At 59.6% G+C, this 21,027-nt stretch carries 13 protein-coding genes; 4 read left to right on the top strand and 9 right to left on the bottom strand.

All coding sequences use genetic code 11. From position 1 onward, the window contains the following. Window positions 1-32 precede the first annotated feature (32 nt). The 4 genes from AFK24_RS10495 to AFK24_RS10480 all read left to right on the top strand — a co-directional run bounded on the left by AFK24_RS10495 (window position 33) and on the right by AFK24_RS10480 (window position 5,324). Entirely contained in the window at window positions 33-1,262 is a 1,230-nt protein-coding gene (locus AFK24_RS10495; protein ID WP_065833169.1) for an OprD family porin, read from the top strand. Window positions 1,263-1,364: 102 nt separating this feature from the next. Continuing rightward, the gene (locus AFK24_RS10490; protein ID WP_065833168.1) at window positions 1,365-2,654 is read left to right on the top strand and encodes an MFS transporter; all 1,290 of its coding nucleotides are present in this window, start codon (window positions 1,365-1,367) and stop codon (window positions 2,652-2,654) included. A gap of 43 nt (window positions 2,655-2,697) precedes the next feature. After that, window positions 2,698-4,125 (top strand): bifunctional enoyl-CoA hydratase/phosphate acetyltransferase, encoded by a 1,428-nt coding sequence (locus AFK24_RS10485; RefSeq protein WP_065833167.1) that lies wholly within the window; start codon window positions 2,698-2,700, stop codon window positions 4,123-4,125. Next, on the top strand, window positions 4,122-5,324 hold the full coding sequence (locus tag AFK24_RS10480; RefSeq protein ID WP_065833166.1) for an acetate/propionate family kinase: 1,203 nt from the start codon (window positions 4,122-4,124) through the stop codon (window positions 5,322-5,324). The genes AFK24_RS10485 and AFK24_RS10480 overlap by 4 nt, the downstream gene beginning before the upstream one ends. 132 nt (window positions 5,325-5,456) lie before the next feature. On the opposite strand, the gene AFK24_RS10475 is transcribed toward AFK24_RS10480, so the two are convergent. The 9 genes from AFK24_RS10475 to AFK24_RS10435 form a co-directional block, all read right to left on the bottom strand. Beyond that, the gene (locus AFK24_RS10475; RefSeq protein ID WP_065833165.1) at window positions 5,457-6,464 is read right to left on the bottom strand and encodes an alpha/beta fold hydrolase; all 1,008 of its coding nucleotides are present in this window, start codon (window positions 6,462-6,464) and stop codon (window positions 5,457-5,459) included. Window positions 6,465-6,618: 154 nt separating this feature from the next. After that, a complete protein-coding gene (glgP, locus tag AFK24_RS10470; RefSeq protein WP_065833164.1) occupies window positions 6,619-9,132 on the bottom strand; it encodes an alpha-glucan family phosphorylase in 2,514 nt (837 codons plus the stop codon). Window positions 9,133-9,147: 15 nt separating this feature from the next. After that, window positions 9,148-11,646 carry a phosphoketolase family protein gene (locus AFK24_RS10465; RefSeq protein WP_065833163.1) on the bottom strand — a complete coding sequence of 833 codons (2,499 nt, stop codon included), beginning with the start codon at window positions 11,644-11,646 and terminating at the stop codon, window positions 9,148-9,150. A gap of 134 nt (window positions 11,647-11,780) precedes the next feature. Beyond that, window positions 11,781-12,896: an ABC transporter permease gene (locus tag AFK24_RS10460; RefSeq protein ID WP_065833162.1), complete on the bottom strand. Its 1,116-nt coding sequence runs from the start codon at window positions 12,894-12,896 to the stop codon at window positions 11,781-11,783. A 1-nt stretch (window position 12,897) separates the two neighbouring features. After that, the gene (gene rbbA / locus AFK24_RS10455; RefSeq protein WP_065833161.1) at window positions 12,898-15,633 is read right to left on the bottom strand and encodes a ribosome-associated ATPase/putative transporter RbbA; all 2,736 of its coding nucleotides are present in this window, start codon (window positions 15,631-15,633) and stop codon (window positions 12,898-12,900) included. Then, window positions 15,630-16,706 (bottom strand): HlyD family secretion protein, encoded by a 1,077-nt coding sequence (locus AFK24_RS10450; RefSeq protein ID WP_065833160.1) that lies wholly within the window; start codon window positions 16,704-16,706, stop codon window positions 15,630-15,632. The genes rbbA and AFK24_RS10450 overlap by 4 nt, the downstream gene beginning before the upstream one ends. 81 nt (window positions 16,707-16,787) lie before the next feature. Continuing rightward, a complete protein-coding gene (locus tag AFK24_RS10445) occupies window positions 16,788-17,825 on the bottom strand; it encodes a zinc-dependent alcohol dehydrogenase family protein (protein ID WP_065833210.1) in 1,038 nt (345 codons plus the stop codon). 264 nt (window positions 17,826-18,089) lie between these two features. Then, the gene (locus tag AFK24_RS10440) at window positions 18,090-19,421 is read right to left on the bottom strand and encodes an OprD family porin (RefSeq protein ID WP_065833159.1); all 1,332 of its coding nucleotides are present in this window, start codon (window positions 19,419-19,421) and stop codon (window positions 18,090-18,092) included. 52 nt (window positions 19,422-19,473) lie between these two features. Beyond that, window positions 19,474-21,024, bottom strand: a complete 1,551-nt coding sequence (locus AFK24_RS10435; protein ID WP_065833158.1) for an MFS transporter — start codon at window positions 21,022-21,024, stop codon at window positions 19,474-19,476. Window positions 21,025-21,027: the final 3 nt, after the last annotated feature.

The following is a 21,027-nucleotide window of genomic DNA, read 5'->3' as shown; positions in this document are numbered from 1 at the left end:
CAGCGACTCTCTGCGTCAGGAAAACAATAAAAATGAACCGCACTCTGTATACCGTTTTGCTTGCACCTGCAGTTTTCTCCGTTGAAGCCGCACTGGCAGACGGTTTCATTGCCGACAGCAAGCTTCGCCTGGAAGCCCGCAACTTTTACTACAACGGCGACTTTCGCGATGGCGCTGGCGCTTCCAAAAGAGAGGAATGGGCGCAAGGCTTTCTGCTCAACTATGAATCCGGATACACCCAGGGCTTGATCGGCTTTGGCGCAGATGCATTGATCTTCGCGGGCTACCAGCTGGATTCCAGCCCGGACCGTTCGGGCAGCGGCCTGTTGCCCAAACGCGCTTCCGGGGAAGCTGCGCCGGAATACTCGAAGGCCGGATACGGCGCCAAACTCAAGCTATCCAAAACCTCATTGCGCTACGGCATGTCGCTGCCCAAGGTCCCGGTATTGCAATACAACAACAGCCGATTGCTTCCCCAGACGTTCCAGGGCTGGCAGATCAACTCCACGGACGTAGAGCGCCTGACGCTCAATCTGGCTCGGTTCGACAAAACCATCACGCCCGACTCCACTGACTTGCGGGATATCGCGATTGCGGTGAAGGACGGGCGTTATCGTGCCACGGGCATTGGCGGCGACTACCGTTATGGCGGCGGTACTTACCAGCTGACGCCCGAGTTGAGTGCCACTTATTACGTCGGCGAACTTGATGATGTCTACCGTCAACAATATTTCGGCCTGGTACACAACGGCCGTGTCGGCAACGGCACTTTGACCACTGATCTGCGCGCCTTCACAGCCTCCGATGTCGGTGCGGCAAAGGCTGGCGAGGTTGATAACCGGGCGTACGCCGCAGCGCTCAGCTACAGCTTTGACTCCGGGCACAGCGTGATGGCGGCCTGGCAGCTCATGGCTGGCGATACCGGCTTTCCCTATATCAACAACCCCTACCTGCCCAACTACGTCCAATATCACGACTTCGGCAGCGCCGGCGAACGCAGCCTGCAGCTGCGCTACGGGTACGATTTCGCCGCGTTGGGCATCCCGGGGTTGAGTGTTTTCACGGCCTACATCAAAGGTGATCACTTGAAGAAAGTCGGCACCGAGAACGAATGGGAACGCGATATAGACGTGAACTATGCCTTTCAGGGCCAGCTCAAGGGTTTCTCGGTGAGAGTGCGCAATGCGACTTATCGCAGTGATGACGCAAGAAACATGGATGAAACGCGCCTGATCGCAAGCTATCTGTTTACCTCGTTCTGAAGGTTACGCCGGGGGACGTCGCCATCCATTGACCCTTCGCAAGATGTCGGTCATGAGAAAAGCGTAGGCTAGCGGCTTCCTTCCGCGCTCAAGGCCAATGCAATGCCCCCTGCTCTATCAGGACTATCAGGAACTCTCCCGGCTAAATCCGAGCGTCTGCATATCGGTTTCGTCATCGCCTGGCTGTTTTGCGCGTTGTTCTACTTTGTGCAATACGCACTGCGGTCGGCCCCCGGCGTGATGATGCCGGAACTGACCTCGGCGTTTGGCCGCGATGTGGTGGCCGTCAGCGCTTTGGTCGGGCTTTATTACTACACCTATTCGATTTTCTCGATCATTGCCGGTGCTGCACTGGATCGGCTGGGCGCCAAGTACGTGATCCCCGCCGGCATTCTGCTGGTTGCCATTGGTGCGGCATTGTTCGGCTTGGGCGAGCTGCAGATTGCGCAAGTCGGTCGGCTGTTGCAGGGCGCGGGCTCGGCATGCGCCTTCATCGGCGCGGTGTACCTGGCAACCCATGGTTTCCCGCCGCGCTATCTGGCAACCGCAGTCGGCTTCACCCAGTGCTTCGGCATGCTCGGTGGTTTTGCCGGGCAGTTCGCCGTGGCACCGATCATTCACGGCACGATTGCCTGGCAGCAGTTCTGGTTTATCGCCGCCGGTTGCCTGTTGCTCATCGCCATTCTGGTGCTGTGCATGACGCCCAAAGGCCACGATCCACGCCCCGCCGACAGCACACATTCGTTGGGATCGGTGTTCACCCCGTACAAAAAAGTCCTGAGCAACCCTCAGTCATATTTGTGCGATTTTACCGCCGGGCTGCTGTTCTTGCCTACCACCATCGGCGACATGATCTGGGGCGTGCCGTTCTTGCGTGACGGTCTGGCGGTGGGCTACACCGAAGCGGTGAATCGCAGCAGCATGATCCCGCTGGGCTGGGTTATCGGTTGCCCGTTACTGGGCTATATTTCCGACCAGCTCGGTCGACGCAAACCGGTGTTGATCGGCGGCGCGCTGCTGATGCTGATCGCCAGCGCGGCCATCGTCTATTTGCCCGCAGGTATCGCACCGCCGTACATGTTCGGCCTGCTGCTGGGCATCGGCTCGGGGGCAGCGATGATTCCTTATTCGATCATCAAGGAGGTCAACCCGGACAACGTCAAAGGCAGCGCCACCGGCGCCATCAACTTTCTGGTGTTCACCTTCAGTGCCTTGCTCACGCCGGTGTTCGGTTATCTGCTGGCACGCCTGGCGGCGGGTAATCCGCTGACCTTGCCGGTGTTCCAACAAGCCGGTGCCTGGCTGCTGGGCGGCATCGTGCTGGCCATTGTGCTGGCGATATTCCTTATTGAAACCGGCCCCAAGGGCAAGTCACGCACAGTGCCCGCTTGAACGTCATCGCCTCCATGCCGACGCACTCTCAGGATCAACACTCATGACCAGCTCCATGCCCTTCCCGACCAACGATCTGGAACGCATCCAGAACCGCGCCTTCGACGAGATTTTGCTCGGCGAGTCGGCCTCATTACAGCGCACGTTAACCGCGCAGGATATTCAGCTGTTTGCCCTCGTCTCGGGCGATGTGAACCCGCTGTATGTCGATCCGGATTTTGCCGCGACGACCCACTTCAACACGGTTTTCGCCCACGGCATGTGGGGCGGCGCGTTGATTTCCGCGTTGATTGGCACGCGGTTGCCGGGGCCGGGCTCGGTGTCGCTGGGGCAAACCCTGAAGTTTCTCGCCCCGGTGCGCATCGGCGATACCCTGACCGTTTCGGTCACCGTAACGGCCCGGGATGAAGCGCGGCATCTGTTGACGCTGGCCTGCAGCGGCATCAATCAGGAAGGCGTCGTGGTCCTTGAAGGCGAATCCCTGGTGCATGCGGCCAGCGAGCACATCGACGTGCATCGGGTCAGCCTGCCGGGCATTGAGCTGCGGCACAGCGCCGACGGCCTGAATCGCCTGCTGGAAGCCTGCCAGACCCTGGAGCCGATTCGCATCGCGGTGGTGCATCCGTGCGATGAAGTGAGTTTCGAGGCCGCGCTCGATGCCCGGGATGCCGGCTTGATCGAGCCCGTTTTGATCGGCCCACGCGACAAGCTGCAAGCCCTGGCCGCCAAGGGCAATCATGACCTTGCGGGCCTCACCATCGAAGACGTACCCCACAGCCATGCCGCCGCCGTGCGCGGTGCCGAAATGGCCCGCGATGGCCAGGTCGAGGCCTTGATGAAAGGCAGCCTGCACACCGACGAATTGATGTCCGCGGTGGTGCCATCGGCCGCGCAGCTGCGCACCAAACGGCGTATCACCCACTGTTTCGTGATGCAGACGCCCTTCTATCCCCGGCCATTCATCATCACCGATGCGGCAATCAACATCGTTCCGGCGCTGGCCGACAAGGTGGACATCGTGCGCAATGCCATCGACCTGGCGCACATCCTGGGCGTCAGCAATCCCCATGTGGCGATCCTTGCCGCCGTGGAAACCGTCAACGCCAACATGCCGGCAACCCTGGATGCCGCTGCGCTGTGCAAGATGGCGGATCGCGGTCAGATTACTGGCGCGGTGCTCGACGGGCCGCTGGCGTTCGACAATGCCATCTCCCTGGCGGCAGCGCGGATCAAGGGCATCCACTCGCCGGTGTCTGGCAAGGCGGACATTCTGGTGGTGCCGGATCTGGAAAGCGGCAACATGCTCGCCAAGCAGCTGGAGTACCTGGGCGGTGCGGCCAGCGCGGGCATCGTGCTTGGCGCCAAGGTGCCGATCGTCCTCACCAGCCGCGCGGATTCACGGGAAGCGCGTATCGCCTCGTGCGCAATCGCCGTGCTGGTCGCCCATCACTATCGGGTAACGCCGCCATGAACAATCCCGCCAACAATGCTGTGATTCTGGTCCTCAATGCCGGCTCCTCGAGTATCAAGTTTGCACTGTTCGACGCCGCCTCCGGCCAGCTCGCCCGCTCCCCGCTGTGGGGCGGCAAGGTCGAGGGCATCACCGGACCAGATCCGGTGATCAGCGAGAACGGCAGCCAGGACCAGCCATTGGCGTTGGGCAAGGATCAGCCGTATCACGATGCGCTGGGGCACATTCGCCAGCGGGTCATGGCGCAGTTGGGCGGCCGAACCCTGCGGGCGATTGCCCATCGGGTGGTGCATGGCGGGATCAAATACGCCAACCCGGTATTGATCGACGCGCAAGTGCTGGCCGATCTGAAAAGCTATATTCCGCTGGCGCCACTGCATCAACCCTTTGCCCTGGAAGCCATAGAAACCCTGCTGCAAACCCGCCCGGATCTGCCGCAAGTGGTCTGTTTTGATACCGCCTTCCACCAGACCTTGCCGGATGTCGAGAAGATCCTGCCGCTGCCTTGGTCGGCCTGGGAAAACGGCCTGCGCCGCTACGGGTTTCACGGGCTTTCCTATTGCTACCAATCCATTGCCCTTGCCGAGCGCTATGGGGACCAGGCCCGTGGCCGGACGCTGGTTGCGCATCTGGGCAGCGGTGCCAGCCTGTGCGGCATGCGGGATCTGAAAAGCGTCGCCACCACCATGGGCTTTTCCGCGCTGGACGGCCTGATGATGGGCACCCGCTGCGGCGCCATGGACCCCGGCGCGGTGATTTTCCTCATGGAAATCTGGAAGCTCAGCCTGGAAAAGGTCAGCCACATTCTCTATCACGAGTCAGGGCTGCTGGGGGTTTCCGGCATCTCCAGCGACCCGCGCGCGTTGCTCGCCGTCGAAGCCGATGAACCTCGCGCAGCCATGGCGCTTGCGCTGTACCTGCGCCGCTTCATTCACGAAGCCGGGGCGCTGGTAGCGGCATTGGGCGGCCTGGACATGCTGGTGTTCACCGCCGGCATCGGCGAACACAACGCCGCGATTCGCTCACGCATGTGCGCGGGGCTGCAGTATCTGGGCGTCGAACTTGATGAAACCGCCAACCAGGCGAACGCGCCGGTCATCTCAACGCCCGCCAGCAAGGTCAAGGTGGTGGTCGAGCCGACCAATGAAGAATGGGTCGTCGCGCTGGAGGCTTATCGGTTGACCGAATCGTCCAACTGATTCACCACGGCGCAACCGTAGCCACCTGTAGGAGGGGACTTGTCCCCGATGACGTCCGATCAGGCAACCGGATGTCTGCGCCGACCTCTTCCCGGACAAGTCCGGTCCTACCTGATTCGGTGTTTGCCGCAATCAGGGCTTTCCATCCAGATCCGCAATCAGCGCCTTGTTGAACTGCGCCGGCTCTTCCATCTGTGGCGCGTGGCCCATGCCGGGGAATTCCAGCAATTTTGCACCGGGGATCATTTGCGCGACCTGTTTGCCCAGCACTTTGTAATTACCGATTTTTGCCTTCACCTCAGGCGGGGCAATATCGCTACCGATCGCAGTGGTGTCGGCGTCACCGATCATCAACAGGGTTGGCACCTGAAGTTTGGCGAATTCATAGAACACAGGCTGGGTGAAAATCATGTCGTAGATCAGCGCGGAGTTCCACGCCACCGCTTCATGACCCGGACCTTTGTTCAGGCCCGCGAGCATGTCCACCCACTTGTCGAATTCAGGTTTCCAGCGCCCGGCGTAATAGGTGCTCTGTTCGTACTTGCGAATACCGTCGGCGCTGAGCTTCAGTTCACGCTCATACCACTGATCGACGCTGCGATACGGCACGCCCAGTGCTTTCCAGTCTTCCAGGCCAATCGGATTGACCAGCACCAGCTTCTCGGTCTGCTGCGGGTACATCAATGCATAACGCGTGGCGAGCATCCCGCCGGTGGAATGGCCCACCACGGCGGCCTTGTCGATGCCCAGTTTCGCCAGCAACGCGTGGGTATTGGTCGACAATTGCTGGAAGCTGTACTGGTAATGCTCAGGTTTGCTTGAGGTACAGAAACCGATCTGGTCCGGCGCCACCACGCGATAGCCCACCTCGCTCAGGGCCTTGATGCTGTCTTCCCAGGTCGCGCCGCAAAAATTCTTGCCGTGCATGAGCACCACGGTGTGACCGTTGGCCTTGCCCTTGGCCGCGACATCCATGTAGCCCATTTCCAGACTTTTGCCCTGAGACTGGAATTCGAATTTACTCAGCGCATAAGGATATTTGAACCCTTCCAGCTGTTTGCCGTAACCCGGCGTGTCGGCCATAGCCCCACAAGGCAAAGCGGCGGCCAGCATGAAGCCGGCGATTGTTGCAGCGCGCATAGAGATTCTCCTGGCAGATAAATTCGAACCGCGACGCCACAGGGCGCAACGCTCGTTGCGGTCGGAACCCTGTGGATGTGCAAGACCACTGCACAGGTGGCGGCAGGAAGTAGACACCCGGTACTGCCAGGGATTCGCCAGCCTTGCCGATTTGTTAGCGCTGCCAGGCGATCAACCCTATTTCCAGGGGCACATTCAACCCCGCCGAGGCATCTGCGATCACTCGTGCGGTGTACGCCTGCTCCGGGCGATCATCGGGGACTTCTACACTGTAGGTGTACAAACCATCGCGCCTACCAGCCGTATCGACGCGCAAATCCCAAGCCTTGGCCGGGGCGCCATTGATGCCTTCGGCGTACAGCTGCACCCGCAGAAAAACCGGTGAGAGCCCCGCCAGATCCATTTGCAAGGTCACCCGGTAACGTCCGGGCTGACGCGACACCTGTTGTTCCAGGAAGCGAATCCCCGACCAATGCCGGTGCATGTGTTCACAGCCATCATTGAGCTGAATGGCCAGCCGATTATCCAGGGCCGAACGCGCCCGGTAGGCAATCGCGGCCGGCAGGTAATAACGCTCGGTGTACTCGCGCACGGCCCGATCGGCTGAATAGTGCGTTGCCAGGCTGCCCATGCTGGCCCGCATGCGCCTGATCCATTCCCTGGGCAACCCCTGCCCGTCGCGCTCATAAAACGCCGGAATAACCTGCTGTTCCAGCACTTCATAGAGCTGCGTCGCATCGACAATGTCATGGGTTTCATCGTGCTCGGCACCGTCACCGATGCCCCAGCCCACTTCATCGGTGCAAGCCTCGGCCCACCAGCCATCCAGTTGCGAAAGATTCAGTCCGCCATTGGCCAGGATTTTCATGCCGCTGGTGCCGCTGGCCTCCCACGGACGGCGCGGCGTGTTGACCCACACGTCGACCCCCTGCACCAGGTTGCGCGCCACACGCATGTCATAGTCATCAAGAAACGCCACCCGGCCCTGCACGTCCGGCCGGGCGATGAATGCCTGCCAGGCAGCGATCAACTGCTGACCCTGCTGATCGGCGGGATGCGCCTTGCCAGCAATCAGCAACTGCACCGGACGGCTGGGATGATTGAGAATACGCAGCAGTCGATCCGGGTCTTGCAGCAGCAGATTGGGGCGCTTGTAGCTGGCGAAGCGTCGGGCAAAACCCAGGGTCAGAACGTCGGGATCGAACAGATTGCCGATGGACTCGATCACCGCCAGCGATGCACCGTGCACCGCCGCACTGCGGGCCAGATGCGTACGCACGAACTGGATCAGCCAGCTGCGCGCCCGGCCGCGAAAGTCCCAGAGTTGTGCGTCATCGACCTGCTTGAAGAATTCAGCGACACGGGGCTCGCTGAAGCCCCGCCAAGGCAGCATTTCACCATGCAGGGCTTGCCAGTATTCTTCCGATTCACGGGAAATCCAGGTGGGATGATGCACGCCGTTGGTGACATGGCCGATAGGCACCGAAGGGGTAGGCCAGCGTGGAAACAGGTTCTGAAAGATATGCCGGCTGGTGGCGCCATGAAGTTTGCTGACCCCATTGATCGCGCCGCAGCAACGCGCAGCCAGGTAGGCCATATTGAACGGTTCCTGTGCGTCGTCGGCGTTTTGACGCCCTAGGGCAAGGATCGCCGAAACAGGCTGGTCCAGCTCCTGCTGGATATAACGCTCCAGATATTTGTCGATGAGTTGCGCGGGGAAGCAGTCAAAACCGGCCTTGACCGGCGTATGCGTGGTGAACAGATTACCGGCACGGGTGGCCGTCAAGGCTACGCTGAAACTGACGCGTTGCGCCTGCATGTAACTGCGCACTCGCTCCAGTACCGCGAACGCGGCATGCCCATCGTTCAAATGCAGGACATCCGGCACGTAGCCGGCAGCCTCCAGCAAGCGCCAGCCACCAATGCCAAGAACGATCTCCTGACGCAGGCGCATCTCCAGATCGCCGCCATACAGCTGGCTGGTGATCAGGCGCACTGGCGGTGGGTTGGCCGGGTCGTTGCTGTCCAGCAGCAGCAATCGATTACCGCCCACTGTCGCCCGCCAACCCCGCAGCCATACCGTCAGACCGGGCAACTCGAATGCCAGGCGCAACAGGCTGCCATCAGGACGTAACAGCGGTTCGACCGGCAGTTGCCGAGTGTCATTGACTGGATACAGCGGTTGTTGCGCTCCATCCGGACCGATTTCCTGACGAAAATATCCGTGTTGCCAGAGCATGCCCACCGCCACCACCGGCACCCCCAGATCGCTCGCAGCCTTGAGTTGATCCCCCGCAACATTGCCCAGCCCGCCGGAATAAATCGGCAACGCCTCGCTGAGCATGTATTCCATGGAAAAGTACGCCACGCAGCCCAGATGACTGGCCTGTTTGTGATCGTCGAACCAGGAAGGCCGGGCCAATATCTCTGCATGCGAGCGCGCAATGTGCGCGACCCGTCCATGGAAGTGATTTTCCGCAAGCAGCACGGCAATACGCTGCGAGGACACTGAATTGAGCACCAGGCACGGATTATGGGTCAGCTCCCATAACGCGTTGTCCAGGCTGCGCCAGATGTCATCGTTCAGACTTGACCAGCGGATTGACTGGTCGAAAGCCAATTGGCGAAGCGTTTCGAAGCTCGGATCGTGCCAGGTGCTGTGCGGCATTGAATATCCTCCGGATCAAGCGTCAGTGAAGGTTTGCCCCCGGGTATGCCCTTTGGCCAACGGCGGCGGGCTGTCGGACTCGCTGAAGTCGTCCGTCCAGCGCCAGTTGCGGATCTCCGGCAAGTCCTCGAAATGTTCGCGAATGTAGGCGTGATGCGCGCGCAGCTGGCCTTCGAGATAGCTGATCGCATCCTGGCTTTGCAGCCGCAGACGCGGTACGTGGCTCAGCGCATCCAGCGCCAGTTGATAACGGCTCATGCTGTTGAGCACCACCATGTCGAATGGCGTGGTAGTGGTGCCTTGATCGGAGAAGCCGCGCACGTGAAAACGCGCCTCGTTGGCCCGGCCATGGACCATGGAATGGATCACCCAGGTCGAGCCGTGGAAGGCGAACATCACCGGTGCTTCCCGGGTGAACAGCGCCTCGAAGGAGACGTGATCCATGCCATGCGGACGCTGTTGCGGACTGCTCAGCGTGCCCAGATCAACCACGTTGACCAGACGCACGCGAATGCCCGGCACATGCTTTTGCAGTAGCCAGGCAGCAGCGACGGCTTCGGTGGTCGGCACGTCCCCGGCGCAGCCCAGCACCACATCCGGCTCGCCGTCGTCGTTGCTGGCGAACTTCCAGATCGAAGCGCCCTGGGAGCAATGCTTGAGCGCGGCCTGGAAATCCAGCCATTGAAAGTCCGGCTGCTTGCCGCACGTCACCACGTTCACGTAACTGCGACTGCGCAGGCAGTGATCGAACACGTTGACCAGACAGTTGGAATCCGGCGGATAGTAGATACGCACCACATCCGAACGGCGCTGCAGGACGTTATCGACAAAACCGGTGGACTGGTGACTGAAACCGTTGTGGTCGTTGCGCCAGGCGTGACTGGTGAGCAGCACGTTGAGCGAAGCCAGCGGCCGGCGCCATGGAAACTCCCGGCTTTGCTGCAACCATTTGGCGTGCTGGGTGACCATGGAATCCACCACCTGGGCGAACGCTTCATAGGTCGACCACATGCCGTGGCGCCCGGTCAGCAGATAGCCTTCCAGCCAGCCTTCGCACAAATGCTCGCTGAGCACTTCCATCACCCGGCCGTCAGCGGCGATGTGCTCATCGATGCTCAACAGCGGCCCGGCAGCGGTCCGGTTGGTGGCTTCAAAGACCGCGTTGAGACGATTGGAATTGGTTTCATCAGGCCCGAACACGCGGAAATTGTCCGGGTTGGCGCGAATCACGTCGCGCAGGTATTCCCCGAGCTTGCGCGGCGCTTCGGCAATCACCTGGCCGGGGCCAGGCACTTCCAGCCCGTAGTTGGCAAAATCCGGCAAGTCCAGCGCGGTCAGCACCCGCCCACCGTTGACGTGGGGCACCGCGCCCATGCGCAGCGCAAGCGGCGGATTCAGCGCCTTGAGGTCCGCAACCAGCGCGCCCGCCTCGTCAAACAGCGTCTGCGGCGAATAACTGCGCATCCAGGCTTCCAGCTGAACCAGGTGCGCAGGGTTCTGAATCACATTGGCCAGCGGCACCTGATGCGCGCGAAAGGTGCCCTCGACCGGCAGATCATCGACAACTTTCGGGCCGGTCCAGCCTTTGGGGCTACGCAGGATGATCATCGGCCAGCGCGCGCGGGCCACGTCGCCGTACTGTCGGGCACGTTGCTGGATGTCACGGATATCCCCATAGCAACTGTCCAGTGCAGCAGCGAAACGTTGATGCATGCCCGGCAAATCGTCTCCGGCAACGATGATCGGCTCGTAACCACGTCCTCTATACAAGGCGATCAAGTCGTTGTCGTCGGTGCGCGCCTCAACCGTCGGGCCGGAAATCTTGTAGCCATTTAGGTGCAGGATCGGCAACACCGCGCCGTCACGCAGCGGGTTGAGGAAGCGAATACTTTTCCAGCTGCCTTCCAGCGGGCAGGTCTCAGCCTCGCCGTCGCCGATCACGCACGCCACCAGCAGATCCGGGTTATCGAACGCCGCACCAAACGCGTGGACCAGCGAATAGCCCAGCTCGCCGCCTTCATGCAAAGAGTTGGGCGTATGCGGCCCGCAATGACTGGGAATCCCGCCCGGCGTGGAGAAGCTGCGGAAGAAACGCAGCATGCCGTTGGCGTCCGGCGTGATATCGGAATGCACATCGCTGTAGGTACCTTCCAGCCACGCGCACGCGTTGAGGGTCGGCCCGCCATGACCGGGGCCGGAAATGTACACCACCTCGACATGCCGTTCGCTGATCAGCCGGTTCAAGTGCACGTAGATAAAGTTCTGCCCGGCAGACGTGCCCCAATGCCCCAGCAGACGAGGCTTGATGTGCTGGGCCGTCAACGGCTCGCGCAACAGGGCGTTGGCCTTGAGGTAGATCTGGCCGACGCACAGGTAATTGGCGGCATTCCAGTAGCGATGCATTCGCTGGAGCAACTCGTCGCTCAGCGGGCCGGTACTGTCGGGGGAAGCGTTGAGGGTGGTTGACGCGGGCGCTTGGTCAGCGCTGGAGAGCAGTGGATTGAAGGTATACATGACGGCTCCAGAGGATCGTTGTAAAGGCTTCGAATGCCAGGGCAAAGGTGCAGCGTAGACGGCTCAGCCCGATTGGGCCGGATTGGTCCGGTAGCAGGCGACGAACAGCCGATGACAGCAACGCCAACCGACCGCTAATTCAGTGATTTACGCAAACGTGACAGGGCGACGAAAAAGAACACACTGCCAATCACCAGCAGCGCGAGCAGTTGCGGCCAGATGATCGACAGCGAAGCCCCACGAAACAGGATTGCCTGGCTCAGCTCGACGAAATGCGTGGTCGGCGCCACCAGCATGATGTTCTGCACCGCCACGGGCATGCTTTCCCTGGGCGTCACGCCGCCAGAGAGAATCTGCAGCGGGATCAACGTCAGGATGATCAGCAGCCCCAACTGCGGCATGGAACGCGCCAGCGTGCCGTAGAAAATCCCGATGGAGGTGGTCGCGAACAAGTGCAGGGCCGCGCCACCCAGAAACAGCAAGAAAGAACCATGCAGTGGCACCTGCAGCCATTTTTCGACGACAAAAAACATCGACAGCGCCGCTGCCGCCAGCACCACCAGCGCCATGGACCAGACCTTGGCGATCATGATCTCCAGCGGTGTAATGGGCATCACCAGCAAGTGTTCAATGGTCCCGTGCTCACGCTCACGAATCAGCGCAGCGCCGGTGAGAATGATCGACAGCATGGTGATCTGGTTGATCACCTCGTTAATGGCGCCGAACCAGGTGGAAACCAGGTTCGGGTTGAATTCCATGTGCACCACGGCCGTGACCTCCTCCACCGTGGCGCTGCGATAGTGTTTGAGAAATTCAGCGACTTCTGTGCCGATGATTTGCTGTATGTGACCGGCTCCAGTGAACGCCTGGCTGATCTGGGTCGCATCAACGTTGACCTGAAGGGTTGGCTGGCGGCCGGCGAGCAAGTCTTGCTGAAAGCGCGCTGGAATATTCAGGGTGAACGTGTAGATCCCGGCGTCCATGCCCCGATCAATCTGGGCGAAATCGATCGGCACCGGCTTGAGAAAGTACGGCATCTGAAACGCATTGATAATCCGGTTCGAGGCTTGGGACTGATCCTCGTCGATCACGCCCATGGTGGCGCGATGGGGCGACTCGGGAACCTTGGTGGCCGCAGCATAGATACCCAGGGTGAACGAAAAAACGATCAACAGCAGCAACGCTGGATCGTGATACAGACTGCGCAGTTCCTTGATGCCCAGTTGCAGGATGTTGGAGAGGTTGGACATTTCAGACCTCCTGCTTCTTGAGGCCGGCGGCGCTGAGCAACGTCAGAACCGGAATGGCGATCAGCAAAGGAATGAAATAGGCATACAGGTCCGCCAGCCCCAACCCCTTGGAAAACACTCCGCGGCTGATGGTCAGGAAGTGGCTGGTCGGATAGATGTTGCCCACCAGCGCACCGATGCCCTCCAGGGACGAAACCGGGTCAAGCAGCCCGGAAAACTGGGTCGCAGGCAACAAGGTAATGATCGCCGTGCCGAAAATCGCCGCGATCTGACTGGAGAGAATCGACGACATGAGCAGGCCCATGCCAGTGGCGCAGATGATGTACAGCAAGGCGCCGATGATCAGGGTGGCAAGGCTGCCCTTCACGGCAATGTCAAAGACCAGCAGCGCCAGCACCAACAGGATGAAGAAATTGATCATTCCCAACGCGATGTAGGTCAGTTGCTTGCCCAGCAGGAACTCCAGGCGCGTTACCGGTGTGACGTACAGGTTGGTGATCGAGCCCAGTTCCTTTTCCCGTACCACGCCCAGCGCAGTGAGCATGGCCGGAATCAGCATCAGCAACAGCGGAATTACCGCTGGCACCATCGCCGGCAGGCTTTGCACATCCGGGTTGTAGCGATAGCGCAAGGCGATATCAACGGGGCTGCTTTGCGCCGTGCCGGTGGTTTCCAGTAATCGTTGCTGCAAATAGCTCGCATGAATGCCAGCCACGTAGCCTTTGATGGTTTCCGCTCGGGTCGGCATGGCGCCGTCCACCCAGAAACCCACCTGCGGATGGCTGCCGCGTTTCAAGTCACGACCGAAACCGGGAGGGATCTCCACCGCCAGGCTGATATCTGCGCTACGCAAGCGTTGATCCAGCTCATCGTAGTCATGCAGCGCCTGTTTCTCTATGAAGTAGCGCGAGCCCGAGAGATTGAGCATGTACTCCTGACTCGCGCCAGTCTGGTCTCGATCGAGTACGGCATAGCGCAGGTTCTCGACGTCCAGGTTGATGCCGTAGCCCATGATCAGCATCAACAGACCGGTACCGAGCAGTGCGAGCGTCGCGCGAAACGGATCGCGGCGCAGTTCCATGGCTTCGCGGCGGCTGTAGCTGAACAGGCGCTGCCAGCTGAACCCCGAACGCGGCAGGGTTTTCGCGGTGACGCCTGACTGCGCCGAAGTGTCCGGCATACCGGGGGCCGCCCGTGTATCGGCGACATCTTCCAGGTAGGCAATGAATGTCGCTTCCAGCGTCGGCAGGCCGCGTTTGCTCATCAAGGCTTGAGGGGTGCCGCTGTCCAGGACGCGGCCGGCGTGCATCATCGATATCCGGTCGCAACGCAGCGCTTCGTTCATGAAATGCGTGGAGATGAAGATCGTCACGCCCTCCTCCCGGGACAACTGAATCAGCAATTCCCAGAAGTTGTCCCGAGCGACCGGGTCCACGCCGGAAGTGGGCTCATCGAGGATCAACACCTCCGGTTTGTGAATCACCGCGACTGCCAGCGACAACCGCTGCCGCACGCCCAATGGCAAATCATTGGGCAGGCTGTCGGTGACTGACGTCAGGTCAAAACGCTCAAGCATTTCCTTGATGCGCGGCCCCTGTTGCTCTTTGGGCAGATGGAACAACCGGGCGTGCAGCACCAGATTCTGTAAGACAGTCAATTCGCCGTACAGAGAAAATCCTTGGGACATGTAGCCCACCCGGCGGCGGGTCTCGATGTCCTTGGGGTTTACTTCCTGACCGAACAGCAGCGCCTTGCCCTCACTGGCAGGCTGCAAACCGGTGAGCATTTTCATGGTCGTGGATTTGCCACAGCCATTGGAGCCGAGAAAACCGAAAATCTCGCCGCGCTCAATGCGGAAATCCACGTGATCGACGGCGACGAAATCCCCGAAACGACAGGTCAGGCCATGGGCTTCAATGGCCACTGCTGCGGCGTCTTCGGTTTTGCGTGGAGGGATCACCAGTGTTTGGTGGCCGCGACGTTTCTCTTCCGGGAGCAAGGCAACGAACGCCTGCTCCAGATTCTCGCTGTGCGTACGTTGCAACAGTTCAGCGGGCGCTCCGGTGTCCAAGACCTTGCCCGCGTCCATTACGATCAACCAGTCAAAGCGCTGGGCTTCGTCCATGTACGCCGTGGAAACCAGCACACTCATGCCCGGCCGGTTGTTGCGAATCCGTGCGATCAGCTCCCAGAACTGATTGCGCGCCAAGGGATCGACGCCGGTGGTGGGCTCATCGAGTATGAGCAAGTCCGGGTCGTGAATCAGCGCACAACACAGGCCGAGCTTCTGCTTCATGCCTCCGGACAGCTTGCCCGCCGGGCGATCGGTAAACCCGTCCAGGCCCGTACTGCGCACCAGATCGTCAATACGGCGGTTGCGTTCCGCTTCGTCCTGGCCGAACAACCGCCCGAAAAAATCCAGGTTCTCGAACACGGTCAGGGTCGGGTACAGATTTTTGCCCAAACCCTGCGGCATATAGGCGATGCGCGGGCAAACCTGGCGCCGATGCGCCGCGCTGGACATATCGCCGCCCAGCACCTGCAAGCTGCCCTGCTGCAGTTTGCGCGCGCCGGAAATCAGCGCCAGCAGGCTCGATTTTCCCACCCCGTCAGGGCCGATTACCCCCACCATGCAATCAGCGGGAATCTGCAGCGCCACGTTATCCAGAGCGGCCTGCTTGCCATAGCGCAAACCGATTCCGGAAAGCTCCACGACGTTAAGCCCAGGCGCCGTCATTGCGGCACGTTGATCTGAAGATCGGCCGGCCATTGCGCATTGGCATCAAGTTTGAGCCAGGCCACACCAGGCAAACCGGTCTTGACCTGGTTGAGGTGTTTCTCCAGAAGTTTGCGATCGATCCGCGCCTTGACCCGGAACATCAGTTTTTCCCGCTCACTGGTGGTTTCCACGGTCTTGGGCGTGAACTGCGCGACGCTGGCGACATAACTGACTTGTGCCGGGATCACATACTGTGGCGCAGCGTCCAGAATCACCCGCACATCCGAACCCAGAGCGACACGTCCCGCCTGACCCGTGGGCAAGAAGAACGTCAGGTAGACATCATTCAGGTCCACCAGATTCAGGACTTTGCCGCCGGCCGCCAACACCTCGCCAGGCTGGGCAACCCGATACTGCACACGGGCCACGCGATCGGTCTTGAGTTGGCTGTCGGTGATGTCGGCCTGCAAGCGATCAACGCCGGCCTGAAGTGCTTCAACCGACGACTGCGCCTCGATCACCTGCGATTTTGCGGCAATGATTGCTGCCTTCGCCGACCAGACCTGTGCCCGAGCCGATGCGACTGCCGCCTGCTTGCTCTGCTGTACCGCCAGGTCATCGTCCAGTTGCTGGCGGGCCACGGCGTTGTACTTGATCAACTGATCGGTGCGGCCATAGCGCTTCTGCGCAGCAGTCAACTCGGCGATACGCTGGTTGACCTCAGCTTCGGCGGCATTCTTTTCGTTTTCGCGCTGTTCAACCACCGCCTCAGCGGTCAGCACCGCGTTGTCGGCCTGCCGAACCTGAGCCTGAGCCTGTTTAAGTTGCGCATCCAGCACCTGCACATCCATGGTGGCAATGACCTGTCCGGGCTGAACGAAGTCGCCTTCATCCACTGCGATGGTCAATATCCGCCCGGCCAGCTTGGTGGCGACATCGATTTCAGTGGCCTCGATGCGCCCGTTGCCACTGGCGAAACCCTCCCCCAACCCGCTGGGCCGCAGCGCCACCCACATCCAGATTCCCAAACCGACAATGATGACGCAGCCCAACGCGTACTTTATCCACTGCTTCTTGAATTCAACGTGCATCCACTTTTCCTTAGTGCTCGATGGACAACGGACGTCCGTGAACCGGTTAATCACTGTGGCTGAGGCGGGTTGAATACCGGTTTAAGAAGACAACACCACCTTGATGGCCTTCTCCTTGGCGGCATTGCCGAAGACCTCGTAGGCTTGAATGATGTCTCCAAGTTCGAAGCGGTGCGTGATGAGCTTGCCGGGCTCGATCTTCCCGGCCTGGACGGTCTTCATCAGCATCGGCGTGGTGTTGGTATTGACCAGGCCTGTGGAGATATTGATGTTCTGGATCCAGAGTTTTTCCAGATGCAACTCGACACTCTTGCCATGCACGCCCACGTTGGCGATATGTCCGCCCGGGGCAATGATTTGCTGACAGGTATCAAACGACGCGGGGATGCCCACGGCTTCGATGGCGACGTCGGCGCCGATGCCATCGGTCAGTTCAAAGATCCGGGCGACCACATCGTCCTGGCCGGGATTGAGCGCATGGGTTGCGCCAAACTGCATGGCCACCTCCAGACGGTTAGCATCGATATCGACCATGATCACCATGCCGGGCGAGTAAAACTGCGCCGTCAGCAGCGCCGCCATGCCGATCGGACCGGCACCGACAATGACCACTGCATCGCCGGGTTTGACCTTGCCCGACAGCACACCGATTTCGAAACCGGTGGGCAGGATATCGCTCAACATCACCAGCGCCTGTTCATCGGCACCTGCGGGAATCGGATACAGGCTGTTGTCCGCGTGAGGGATGCGTACCTGTTCAGCCTGGGTACCATCGATCAAGTGGCCGAGAATCCAGCCGCCATCGGCGCAATGGGAATAAAGCTGACGCTTGCAGTTGGGGCAACTGCCGCACGAGGTGACACAGGAGATCAGCACGTGATCGCCCTTTTTGAAATTGCGCACGGCGGAACCGACTTCCTCGATCACGCCTACGCCTTCATGCCCGAGGGTTCGCCCCTGAGTTACAGCAGGTACGTCGCCCTTGAGGATATGCAAGTCAGTGCCACAAATCGTGGTGTGCAGGATGCGCACTACCGCGTCAGTGGGCTTTTCAATGACAGGATCGGTTTTATCGACCCAGGATTTTTCACCAGGCCCTTGGTAGACGAGAGCTTTCACGAATATCACTCCTTCCATCAAGACGGACATTAGGGATATCGCTCACTCGTGACGGCTCAGACACTGAGACCACGGAAACCTGAGCAAACCTGACCGCCGATGCAGCGCTACGCGCGACACAGCAATCAATGCACACTGATGTATAGCAGCACCTGTCCGACCCTGACATGATCTGGATCAGTCATTGCGTCAATGATTTCTCCAGATCGTGGCTGGCGAGCGTCTCGTCCTCAAGGCGCTCACCCAGCCGTCAGGCACTCCGAATCACAGGATGTCCAGCGGATAGGACACAATCACCCGGTGTTCATCGCTGTCACGTTGGGTAGTGACTTCAGTGCGCAACGAGGCGTGGCGCAATTGGACATTGAGTTTTTTCAGAGGACCGGATTGCACCACATAGCTGACGGTCAGGTTGCGTTCCCACTCCTTTGTATCGCCTGTTGGCGTACGAATGTTCGAACCACTTTCGTACATACCCAAAAAGCTCAGGCCAGGAATGCCGACTTGCGCAAAGTCGTAGCCATAACGGACCTGCCAGGTGCTTTCACCGGCACGCTGGAATTTGCCGATCATCGACTCGGTCATGAAATAAGCGGTGGATCCATCACCCTGGTTCAGCCAGACCGCATCGCTGTCGCCGCTGACCTGCTGGAAACCGGCACCAATGGTGTGACCGCTAACCATATAGGTGAAAAAGGCGCTCGACAGCCGGCTGTCAACCTTGCCCTTGGTTACACCATTACCGTAATAACCCAAGGTGTAGAACGCTGGATCATTGCCATTGGCGCCGTCTGATTTGTTGTCGAAGTAACGCAGATCAGAACGCAAAGTACCAGGCCCTACTGGCAGGTCATATTTCAGACCCAGAAAACTCTGCTTATAAAAATCTTCCAGGTTGCCGTAGTAGTACTGCAGCAACAAGTCTTTGGTCGGCTTGTAGTCCACGCCGCCGTAGTAAAACTTGTTAACGAACTCACCGGTAACTGCATTGTTAGCGCCGGGAATCGACATGCCCATCTGGTTACTTGATCCACGACCTTTTACATGTTCCAACTGACCCAGGGTAAACGTGAAGTTGTCGATGTCTCTGGATTGAACCTGCCCCCCATTGAACGTCTGTTGCAACATACGATCGGTGGACATTACCACTGGCAGCATCGGGACCAGCGTACCGTAACGAAACTCTGTCTTGGAGATCAGGGCTTTGGCCGTCAGCCCAACGCTGCCGAACTCATCCACGGCACGCCCGTCGCTGTCCGTCGGGAAAATATTGCCGTTGAATGCGGTGCTCGTCGGGTTGTAATGACGACCTTTACCGGAATCCAGGCGAATACCCAGCATACCGAGAGCGTCAACACCAAAACCTACAGCCCCTTGGGTATAACCGGAGCGGAAATCGAAAATGAACCCCTGCCCCCACTCTTGCGTGTAGTTTGGATCTGCCGCACCACTTCGGTTATCTGCATTACTAAAGAAGTTTCTAGCCAGAATACTGGCCTTGCTGTCTTCCACGAAACCAGCACTGAATGCCTGCTGGACCATGACCATGCCGCAAATACCAGCTACCACACGCGGTGAACGATTGAGGAGCTCCATCGGAATATCCTTTACTGTCAGTTAGAGTTGTAAGCAGTGCGGAATTGGGCAGTTAAGTCTTATTATTTTGGGGAGCAACGAGTGTCGGGAGAGTGACCAGTCTTACCGGAGGTAAGCGATATAAAACCAACAGTGCAATAACGCCGAGGCCGGCGCACATCAACAGGCCTACGCCCACTGAATTAGCCAACGCTCCACGGGCCAGCTCCAGCAACGAATGAGTTTCGGCTGTATCGACAACCGTCGATGTCAGCAAAATCTGTGGATCGATGTAACGAGCAATCGCACGTTCATGCCCTTGTGCCAAAAAGGCCTGACTCAGCTGGGAGACGTACAACAGATTGACCAAAACCCCCATCGCCGCAGTGCCCAGCAACCCACCCACCAGCCGCAGCGATTGGGTCAGCGCCGTGGCAATACCCAGAAACTGCCGTTCGGCCAAGGTCTGGGTAAATACCGTCAGGTTGAGCAGGATGAAACCCAAACCCACACCCGCCAGCAAAATCAGCAGCAACAAGGTGTGAAACGACGCGCCACGACCTGCGATGGCCAGACCGGCACAAGCCAGCAGCAGCGCCAGAAAACCTGCCAGTGGCAACAGGTTCGGGTTGCTCAGTCGGGTCACGATGCGGCTGTTGACAATAGCGCCCAAGGTGATGCTCAGCGCCAGAGGGGTGATCAACAAACCGGCGTCTTGCGGCGAATACCCATAACTGCCCTGCAACAGCAGCGGCAGGTAAAACAACAGCGTGAACATGATCGCCCCGGCCAGCATCGACAGCACAAACAGGATGCGCAGGCTGGACATGGCGAACATCGCCGGCGGCAAAAGCGCCGAGTCGCAACGACGCTCCCAGTGCCATAACGCCAATACCGCTGTGACGCAAATCAAGCCCAGCGCCGCGCTGAGCACTGTGCTCGAATGGCCCATCCACTCCGCGCCCAATTGCAGGCTGCCCAACGCCACGGCGATCAACAGTGCGCCTGGCCAGTCGAGGCGGATGCCGGTCACCTGCACCGGCCGGTAATGAGGCAGGTAACGCCAGGCGAAAAACAGCGCCAGGCAACCCAGCGGCAGATTCAGGTAGAACACTGAACGCCAGCCATAGGCTCCAGTGAGGTATCCCCCCAGGCCAGGACCGATAGCATTGACCACGCTGAACAAAGCACTGAGCATCATCTGCCAGCGCAGCCGTTGCCGGGTGTCCGGAAACAACTCGGGAATGCAGGCGAACGCGGTGCCGATAAGCATTCCGCCACCGACACCTTGCAATGCGCGGCCGACGACCAGTACCCACATGTCATTGGCCAGGGCACACACCAGTGACGCCAAAGTGAACACGATGGTTGCGGCCACCACAAACGGCTTGCGACCGTAGTAATCACCCAGCCGACCGAATACCGGAATGGTCACGATTGAAGTCAACAGATAACCCGTGGCGACCCAGGCATAGAGCTCAAACCCTTGCAGTTCGGCCACGATGCTTGGCAAGGCATTGCCAATCACCGTTTGGTCAAGAGCCGACAGCATCAGCACCAGCGAGATGCCGAGCATTGCCAGCAACGCCTGCCTGAAGCTCAACGCACTCGCCTGAGTCGTCATGAC

Source organism: Pseudomonas syringae (assembly GCF_001698815.1).
GTDB classification, from domain to species: Bacteria; Pseudomonadota; Gammaproteobacteria; order Pseudomonadales; family Pseudomonadaceae; genus Aquipseudomonas; species Aquipseudomonas syringae_A.
Note: the sequence above shows the minus strand (reverse complement) of the source record. Positions and strands in the feature narration are given on the sequence as shown.

What these genes read in the sequence shown, in the direction of transcription:
- AFK24_RS10495 (WP_065833169.1), top strand. Translation starts at nt 33, where the DNA reads ATGAACCGCACTCTGTATACCGTTTTGCTTGCACCTGCAGTTTTCTCC.
- AFK24_RS10490 (WP_065833168.1), top strand. Translation starts at nt 1,365, where the DNA reads ATGCCCCCTGCTCTATCAGGACTATCAGGAACTCTCCCGGCTAAATCC.
- AFK24_RS10485 (WP_065833167.1), top strand. Translation starts at nt 2,698, where the DNA reads ATGACCAGCTCCATGCCCTTCCCGACCAACGATCTGGAACGCATCCAG.
- AFK24_RS10480 (WP_065833166.1), top strand. Translation starts at nt 4,122, where the DNA reads ATGAACAATCCCGCCAACAATGCTGTGATTCTGGTCCTCAATGCCGGC.
- AFK24_RS10475 (WP_065833165.1), bottom strand. Translation starts at nt 6,464, where the DNA reads ATGCGCGCTGCAACAATCGCCGGCTTCATGCTGGCCGCCGCTTTGCCT.
- glgP (WP_065833164.1), bottom strand. Translation starts at nt 9,132, where the DNA reads ATGCCGCACAGCACCTGGCACGATCCGAGCTTCGAAACGCTTCGCCAA.
- AFK24_RS10465 (WP_065833163.1), bottom strand. Translation starts at nt 11,646, where the DNA reads ATGTATACCTTCAATCCACTGCTCTCCAGCGCTGACCAAGCGCCCGCG.
- AFK24_RS10460 (WP_065833162.1), bottom strand. Translation starts at nt 12,896, where the DNA reads ATGTCCAACCTCTCCAACATCCTGCAACTGGGCATCAAGGAACTGCGC.
- rbbA (WP_065833161.1), bottom strand. Translation starts at nt 15,633, where the DNA reads ATGACGGCGCCTGGGCTTAACGTCGTGGAGCTTTCCGGAATCGGTTTG.
- AFK24_RS10450 (WP_065833160.1), bottom strand. Translation starts at nt 16,706, where the DNA reads ATGCACGTTGAATTCAAGAAGCAGTGGATAAAGTACGCGTTGGGCTGC.
- AFK24_RS10440 (WP_065833159.1), bottom strand. Translation starts at nt 19,421, where the DNA reads ATGGAGCTCCTCAATCGTTCACCGCGTGTGGTAGCTGGTATTTGCGGC.
- AFK24_RS10435 (WP_065833158.1), bottom strand. Translation starts at nt 21,024, where the DNA reads ATGACGACTCAGGCGAGTGCGTTGAGCTTCAGGCAGGCGTTGCTGGCA.